This window comes from Williamsia sp., from assembly GCF_036566845.1.
Classification (GTDB): Bacteria; Actinomycetota; Actinomycetes; order Mycobacteriales; family Mycobacteriaceae; genus Williamsia.
Genome location: NZ_DATCVM010000051.1, coordinates 1 through 7,466, shown reverse-complemented (window position 1 = coordinate 7,466; position 7,466 = coordinate 1). Strand labels below are relative to the sequence as shown.

The window sequence follows — 7,466 nt, the reverse complement described above, 5'->3', positions numbered from 1 at the left end:
GTCGGTCCGGTGGTGGATCTGTCACCGCGCGTGCATGAGCTGACTGAACGAATCCTGGGGGTCGTTCGGGGCTGATGGGCGCCTTGGTTCCGAGGAAGAAATACTCGACTCGCGACTAGGCTGGAGACATGTTGACCGGAGCGCCCGAAATCGACGACGTCGCCGCGCTGCTCGACGCCGATGTCGAGGGTCTTCTGCCCGCGTCGGCGATGGCCGGCGCCCAGTGCCGGGCGATGGCCGCGGCGCGGGACGAAGGTGTGCTCGCACCACTCGAACAGCTCCGGCCCCGCGCGGTGGTCGTGGTCTGTGGCGACGGCACCTGCGGGCGGGCGGTGGATCTGGTGCTGGCGCTCGCCGGACCGCATATCGATGTCCCGCTGATCAAGTGCGCCGCGGTGCCGCCGTGGATCGGACCCTTGGACGTGGTGGTGGTCGCCGGTGACGACGCCGGTGATCCCCGCCTGGCCGATGCGGCCGCGCGGGCCGGTCGGCGTCGCGCCGAGGTGGTTGTGGCCGGTCCGGTCGAGGGACCGCTGAATGACGCCCTGGTCGGTCCGGTGGTGGATCTGTCACCGCGCGTGCATGTCCCCGCCGCCTATCGCTTCTCGCATTACGTCGCGGCGCTGTTCGCGGTGCTCGACGGATTGCGTGCGGTCCGGTTCGAGGGCCGGCACCCGGATCTGTCGGCGATGGCCGACGAGTTGGACTCCGAAGCCGCCGGAAATCATCCGGGCCATGAGTTGTTCCACAATGCCGCAAAGGAACTCGCGGTTCGGATTTCTGATCGCAGAACCGTGTGGACAGGGGATACCGCGGCCGGGATGGTCGTCGCGGTGCACGCGTCGCGGGCGATTTTTGCCGGTGCCGGAGTCGTCAGTACCGCAACGGATCTGGGTGAGGTCGTCGCTGCGGGCGCGTTGTCGGCGGGGTACGGTGGCAGCATGCCGGCAGACTACGATCCGATCTTTCACGACGCCGAGATCGACGGTCCGATACCGCGTGAACCGGTTCGCGTGCAGGTCCTGACCACCCCTGATCGGGAATGGCTGGTGCGCCGCCTGACCGCGTCGCTGACCGACGTCGACGTTCGCACCAGCGGGCCCGCCGAGCAGTCCACCGCAGAGCCGCAACCCAGGGGTTCGGGTATGGAAGACCTTGTGCCTCTGATGATTCTCGCATTGCGCGCCGACATGGCCGGCGCCTACCTGCGTTTGGTCGGTAGCCACTGATGCACCTGCTCGATGGTGTGATCAGGCCATACGCCTGGGGTTCGCGAACCACACTGGCCCAGTTGCGCGGGCTCCCCACCCCCAGTCCGCATCCGGAGGCAGAACTCTGGTTCGGTGCGCACCCGGCGGCTCCGGCCCCGGTCAGCGGTGGGGCGGACGGCGAAACCCTGCTCGATGTGGTCGACGCGGATCCGCGCGGTCAACTCGGTGGCGCGTGCACCGACCGGTATCGGGGCCGTTTGCCGTTCCTGATGAAAGTGCTTGCGGCAGACGAACCGTTGTCGCTGCAGGCCCATCCGAGTCTGGATCAGGCCAAAGACGGATTCGAACGGGAAAATGCCCGGGGGATCGAGGTGGGTGCGCCCAACCGCAACTACCGGGACGACAATCACAAACCCGAGTTGGTGGTGGCCCTCAGCGAGTTCGAGGTGCTGGCCGGTTTCCGTGAAGTCACCGAGACCGTCGACCTACTGCGCGCACTGCAGGTACCAGAACTCGATGCATACCTCGGAATGCTGGCGGGACAACCTGATTCGCAGGGGCTGCGGGCACTGTTCACCACCTGGATCACACTTCCGGAATCGGCACTGGCAACCCTGATCCCGGCGGTTCTGGACGGGGCCATCCACTACCTGGAGACGACCGGGAACGGTCACTTCGCGGCCGAGGTCCGAACACTGCTGGAGATCGGCGAGAGTTATCCGGCCGACTCCGGTGTGCTGGCAGTCCTGCTGCTCAACCGGATCACGTTGCGTCCGGGCGAGGGCCTGTTCCTGCCCGCCGGCAATCTGCATTCCTATCTCGGCGGTACCGCCGTCGAGGTGATGGCCAACTCCGACAACGTCCTGCGCGGTGGTCTGACGCCGAAACACGTGGACGTGCCCGAACTACTGCGGGTCCTCGACTTCACACCCGTGGTCCGTTCCGACGTCAGTCCGACGATGCACACACTCAATGCCGAGTTGATCTACCAGACACCGATTTCGGAGTTCCGGTTGTCGATGGTGGAACTCGACGGCACCGGGATCCACAAGCCGTCCTCGATCCTGTTCGACGTTCCCGGACCGCAGATCTTGCTGTGCACGTCCGGTGCGATCGAGTTGCGGGGCAGCAACACCGATCTGCTGGTCCCTCAGGGCCAGGCCGTGTGGCTGGCCGATTGCGATCCGGATGTCGTGGTGCACGCGGCCAGTGCGCGAAGTGTTTTCTTCCGGGCCCTGGTCCCCGGTCAGTAGACCGGTGTGACCCCGACCGAGGCATGCCGCGTGGGTGCCTGAGCGCCGGTGGTCGAAGGCAGGCTGCTCCCGATGAAACCGATCTCATCGCCGGTCGCCACCATGGTGACCATCGCCGAACCGCCTGGTGTCGAGATCCAGATGTCCTGAGGGGACGCATGATTCTGGACGAGCCGGATATCTGCCGGGTCGGTGTGCGCGCCGGGGGGTGCGAGGTTGATGATCGTCGGCGCATCGACCGTGGTCGGGATGAGACCGTCGCACATCGCCACCGTGAAGTGCCCAGGGAAGACGCGGCCACCGGCCAGTGCGACGAGTCCGGGATCGCCAACCGCGGTGACGAATTGCTGCCAGTCGGCGGGACGGTCGCTGTAGATGAGCACGCGGGCACCGACTCCGATGGCCCGCAGCAAGATCTGCTGGGCGAGGTGCAGGCCGCCCGCGATCGAGATGCGATGCGGAAGCCCACCGAGCAGATCAACCGCCACCGCGCGTCCGCTGTGATCGGCGCCGATGAGCTGGCCACATCCGGCGGCGGCCAGGAAGATCCGGCCCAGGGCCGCTTGGTCGATGACGTGTTCCCCGATCGGCGGCAGCCGGTCTGCGGCACCGACGGGCAGGCTCGCGGCAAGAGCGGCACGCTGACGGCCATGAAGTGGGATCAGTCCGTCGATCGGAGAATGTCCGCCGGCGGGGTTCGGTTCGAGCGTGATCGTGTTGAACCTGACCAGTGTCCGGAGGGAGATGTCACCCTCGGGATTCGGTCGAAGCGCCATGGTGACGGTTGTCGACACCGACGGCACGGCCCACGCGGCATCGAGAGCCGGTGCGAGATGATCGGGCGAGACCGCGAAGGTCGACATGTGCAGTCGGCCGACCGACACCGACTCCCAGGTCTCGGAGCCCTCGCCGGCGCCGGCTCCGTGGGCGAGTTGGGTTGTCGCCGCGGTGATCTCCGCCGCGGTCAGGGCGGTGGCCGACAGTCCGCGACCACCGATCCGGTTGGCGACCCGGCGGGTGGCGACGATCGCGGTGCGGAGTGCACCCTCGGAACCGCCACCGCGACGGGCGACAGCCTCCGGGCAGCGGGACGGATCGAGGCGCAGGACCACCAGCACCGACCGGTAGGCGGTGGCCGGGAGCGGGCCCAGCGTGCGTAGATAGACCTGCGCCACGCGGCCGGTGCCGTGTGAACGAATGCCATGGCTGATGACGTCGATGGATTCGAGTTCGATGTCGAACTGCCGGACACTCTCGGCGAGGGCGGTCAACGGGATACCGGCGATGCCTGTGCAACCGCTGGGGTCGAGCAATCCGATCGTCGGAGGCGGTGTGTCGATCCGCAGAACGGTGACCAGGGTCGTGCCGTCCCAGCGCGCGCCGATCGGTGTCTCGTCGGGGACAGGGATGTCGAAGGGGGCCTGATCCGGCTTGGATCCGTCCGGTTCGGATCCACGCAACAGGCGCCGGCGCCAGAGCCCGAATCGCAAACTCAGCACCCGTGCCACCGGCGTCCGGCCGGGCGGTGCCACGAGCATCGCCGACAGGACGACGGCGACGATCAGCGCAGTCCACCACAGCGCGCCACTGTCGTAGGACAACACCAGCGCACCGGCGATCAACAACTCGATCGCGACCACAACAGTCATGAATCCCCCCACAGCCATCGGCCCCGATCCAATGGTCGAACGCCGAGCGTACCCCGGCGTTCAATGCTGCTATACGCTACACCGCGGGAGGATTGGGGGAATCTTTTGCCTGCTCAATTGACGACGAAGGCTCAGGTCAACGGCTACCGCTTCTTGCTGCGCCGGCTCGAGCACGCGCTGATCCGGCGTGACGTGCGGATGCTGCACGATCCGATGCGGTCGCAGATGCGTTCGCTGGTGGTCGGCCTGGTGGTGGCGTTGCTGGTGCTCGCCGGCTTCGGTGTGTACGGGCTCATCAAACCGCAAGGCACCGTGGGTGATTCGAAGATCATCGTGAGCAAGAAGGCCGGCGCGATGTATGTCGTCGTCGACGGCCGGTTGCATCCGGTTCTCAATCTCGCATCCGCCCGGTTGATCAGCGGCAGCGACGAGTCGCCCAAGTCCATCGCCGAGAAGAAGCTCACCGGGTACCCGCGGGGACCGTTGCTCGGGATACCCGGCGCCCCACTGGCGTTGCCGGGGCCACCGTCCGCCGACACCTCGCAGTGGACGGTCTGCGACACGGTGACCGGCGAGACCGCGGTCACCACGGTCGTCGCCGGAGAACCCGAACTCACCGACCGGATCCGGGTGGCGGCCACGAGCGATGCCACCCTTGTCGCCACGGGTGACGAGACCTATCTCATCTACGAGGGCAAGCGGGCCCGGGTCGATACCGACAGCGTTCCGGTGCGGCGTGCCCTGGGCATCGACGGGGCACCGGTACGAACCGTGAGCCCGGGTCTTCTCAACTCGCTGCCCGAGGTCGAACCCATTGTGGCGCCGTCGATCCCGGGCGTGGGCAAGCCGTCTGCGCTGGGTGCCGACATCCGCGTTGGCTCGGTGATCAAAGTGACCGGCCTGTCCGGGGAGACGACCTTCTACGTCGCACTGGCGCAGGGCGTTCAACAGGTCGGTGAGGTGGCGGCCGACGTCATCCGGCAGGCCGACGCAGCCGGTGGTGGCAGCGTTCCGACGGTGGGTCCGGGCGCGCTGACCGATGTGGACACCATCGACGAGTTGCCGGTGTCGGACTTCCCGTCGGTGACTCCGGACCTGTCCGATCCCGCCGCCGACCCGGTGCTGTGCAGTGGGTGGCTACGGTCGAAGGATGATCACCAGGCGGCGCGAAGTGTGCTCCTCGGATCCACGTTGCCGCTCGGCTCGAAGGAGGCGCCCGTGGTGTTGGCGGGCGCCGATGGACCCGGGGCCGGCCTGGATGCGGTGTTCGTCGAACCGGGCCGCGGGCACTACGTCCGCGTCACCGGGTCGGAGCCGGACAGCACCCGTGCTGAATCATTGTTCTATGTCAGTGATTCGGGTGTCAGGTTCGGAGTGCCGGACCTGGAGACCGGGGTTGCGCTCGGGATGGGGGACAGTCCGGTCCCGGCGCCCTGGTCGATCATCTCATTGCTGGCCGCGGGGCCGACTCTGTCGCAGGGCAACGCGCTGGTCTCCCATGACGGGATGACGCCGGATCCGGCCGGAACACAGATCGGTGCACCCGAGAACTGAACCGCCCGAACGTGGTTCAGTCCTTCGGGGGTTGCAGTGATCGGACCATTGATTCCCAGTCGTCGGCGATCTGGTGGAACGGCATGTTGTCGTGGTGATGCAGGTGATAGACCGCCGGTGGGTCGAGCGGGGCAAGCACCGCGATGCACATCAACTCGAGGTTGCCGCGAAAGCCCATGGCCCGCAGGAGTGTCCGCGTGTGGATGGCCGACACATTGCGGGTGGGGTGCAGGAACCGTTGGGGGCCAACTTCTTCGGCTTCCAGGAGGATGTCGAGATGTGACGCCACCGTTGCCAGCCGTGCTCGTCCGTAGGCGAGGAGGCGGTCGAGTGGATCGACCACTTCGCCGGGCGCACCGGGGCCCAGCGGTGCCGGACCGCTCATGAAGGCCTGCTGCAATTGGGATTCGGAATGGTCGAGCAGCGCGAGCATGAGCCCGGATCGATTACCGAAACGGCGGAAGACGGTGCCCTTGCCGACCCCGGCCTCACGCGCCACGCCGTCCATCGTGACGGCGGACGCACCATGGCGATCGATGAGCCGCGTGGCCGCTTCCAGCAGGAGTTGGCGGTTGCGGGCGGCGTCCGCGCGTTCCGGCTCGGCCGGCGCCACCAGCGACAGACCGCTCGGGTGCGGGGGAGTGGGCGCCGACGTGGTCAGGAGGGGTAGTGCGCCGACAGGTGTGCCGGAGTGCGGCTGGTCTGCACCCGGAGTCGGGCGCCGAGGGGGCATGGACACAGCACTGACTGTAACGGTAGCCACATCGGGAATAGGTTCGGACCGCGGTCCGTTTGACTGGTGCAGCTTGGTAACCGGATAGAAGAACAATGAGGAGTGATCTTGACCGACAACGCGACTGATACGACCAAGGCGTCGGATGTCAACGCAAAGATCCTGGTGCTGGTGGGAAGCCTGCGGCGGGATTCCGTCAACCGGGTGCTCGCCCGGGTTGCGGCCGAGAATTCGCCTGCCGGAGTCGAGGTTGCGGTGTACAGCGGACTCGAGAACCTGCCCTTCTACAACGAGGACATCGACACCGATCAGGTTGATGAGGCCGTGACGCGGCTGCGCGACGCGGTGGCCGGGGTAGATGCGCTGCTCATCGCCACCCCCGAGTACAACGGCACCATTCCCGCCGTGCTGAAGAACGCGATCGACTGGCTCTCGCGTCCCTACGGTGCCGGTGCGATCAGCGGCAAGCCCGTGGGTGTGCTCGGTGCGGCGCTCGCGCAGTACGGCGGCAAGTGGTCGCATGATGACACCGCTCGTTCGGTGGGTATCGCCGGCGGCAAGGTCGTCGAGGACGTCGACCTGCACCTGTCCATCGGCAGCCTGGAAGGCAAGGCCATCGCCGACATCCCGGAGGTCGTCGAGACCCTGCGTGCCGCCGTTGCGGTTCTCGCGGATCACGCGGTCACCGTCGACGCCTGATTCGACCGGGCCCGGCCCGAGACAAAACCACACGTTCCAGTCACAACCACCAGTTGCATGCAACAGGTGGAAATGACTGCAACGTGTGGTTTTGTGCGTGGGGCGGATGTGACTGGTGTGGGGACACGCCCGACGCGCCGAGACACGCCGGAATTCATGCTGGTGTAGATCCCGTGACCTGGGACTTTCATGAATGTTATTCGCAACGTGTTGTGTCGGTTCCGAATGTCAGACACTAGGTGTAGTGTTTGGAACACCGAACGGCACCACGGGGTTGGAACTGAGGGACAACGAAGTTCTCCTCCCCGAAGCCGCCGGGATAACTATTTGAAAGTCAAATCTGGGCCGCTATCCGGTGCTGTTGTGG

Annotated in this window: 6 protein-coding genes; 4 read left to right on the top strand and 2 right to left on the bottom strand. The window is 66.4% G+C overall.

Features of this window, described 5'->3' with window-relative positions:
• Positions 1-128: 128 nt before the first annotated feature.
• Both VIQ49_RS04255 and manA read left to right on the top strand, forming a co-directional pair.
• Positions 129-1,229 (top strand): hypothetical protein, encoded by a 1,101-nt coding sequence (locus VIQ49_RS04255; RefSeq protein WP_331881165.1) that lies wholly within the window; start codon positions 129-131, stop codon positions 1,227-1,229.
• Positions 1,229-2,464 carry a mannose-6-phosphate isomerase, class I gene (gene manA / locus VIQ49_RS04250; RefSeq protein WP_331881163.1) on the top strand — a complete coding sequence of 412 codons (1,236 nt, stop codon included), beginning with the start codon at positions 1,229-1,231 and terminating at the stop codon, positions 2,462-2,464. The genes VIQ49_RS04255 and manA overlap by 1 nt, the downstream gene beginning before the upstream one ends.
• Here the strand turns inward: manA and eccE are convergent.
• On the bottom strand, positions 2,458-4,131 hold the full coding sequence (eccE, locus tag VIQ49_RS04245; protein ID WP_331881161.1) for a type VII secretion protein EccE: 1,674 nt from the start codon (positions 4,129-4,131) through the stop codon (positions 2,458-2,460). The two genes, manA and eccE, sit on opposite strands and share 7 nt — an antisense overlap.
• A 99-nt stretch (positions 4,132-4,230) precedes the next feature.
• Here eccE and eccB point away from each other — a divergent pair, with 99 nt between their 5' ends.
• A complete protein-coding gene (gene eccB, locus VIQ49_RS04240; protein ID WP_414731572.1) occupies positions 4,231-5,667 on the top strand; it encodes a type VII secretion protein EccB in 1,437 nt (478 codons plus the stop codon).
• Positions 5,668-5,683: 16 nt separating this feature from the next.
• Here the strand turns inward: eccB and VIQ49_RS04235 are convergent, their stop codons facing one another.
• Positions 5,684-6,400, bottom strand: a complete 717-nt coding sequence (locus VIQ49_RS04235) for a TetR/AcrR family transcriptional regulator (protein WP_414731573.1) — start codon at positions 6,398-6,400, stop codon at positions 5,684-5,686.
• Positions 6,401-6,502: 102 nt separating this feature from the next.
• Between VIQ49_RS04235 and VIQ49_RS04230 the strand changes: the two genes are divergently transcribed.
• Positions 6,503-7,099, top strand: a complete 597-nt coding sequence (locus tag VIQ49_RS04230) for an NADPH-dependent FMN reductase (protein WP_331881154.1) — start codon at positions 6,503-6,505, stop codon at positions 7,097-7,099.
• Positions 7,100-7,466: the final 367 nt, after the last annotated feature.

Coding starts and splice junctions, on each gene's coding strand:
- eccE (WP_331881161.1), bottom strand. CDS start 4,131: ATGGCTGTGGGGGGATTCATGACTGTTGTGGTCGCGATCGAGTTGTTG.
- VIQ49_RS04255 (WP_331881165.1), top strand. CDS start 129: ATGTTGACCGGAGCGCCCGAAATCGACGACGTCGCCGCGCTGCTCGAC.
- VIQ49_RS04235 (WP_414731573.1), bottom strand. CDS start 6,400: ATGCCCCCTCGGCGCCCGACTCCGGGTGCAGACCAGCCGCACTCCGGC.
- manA (WP_331881163.1), top strand. CDS start 1,229: ATGCACCTGCTCGATGGTGTGATCAGGCCATACGCCTGGGGTTCGCGA.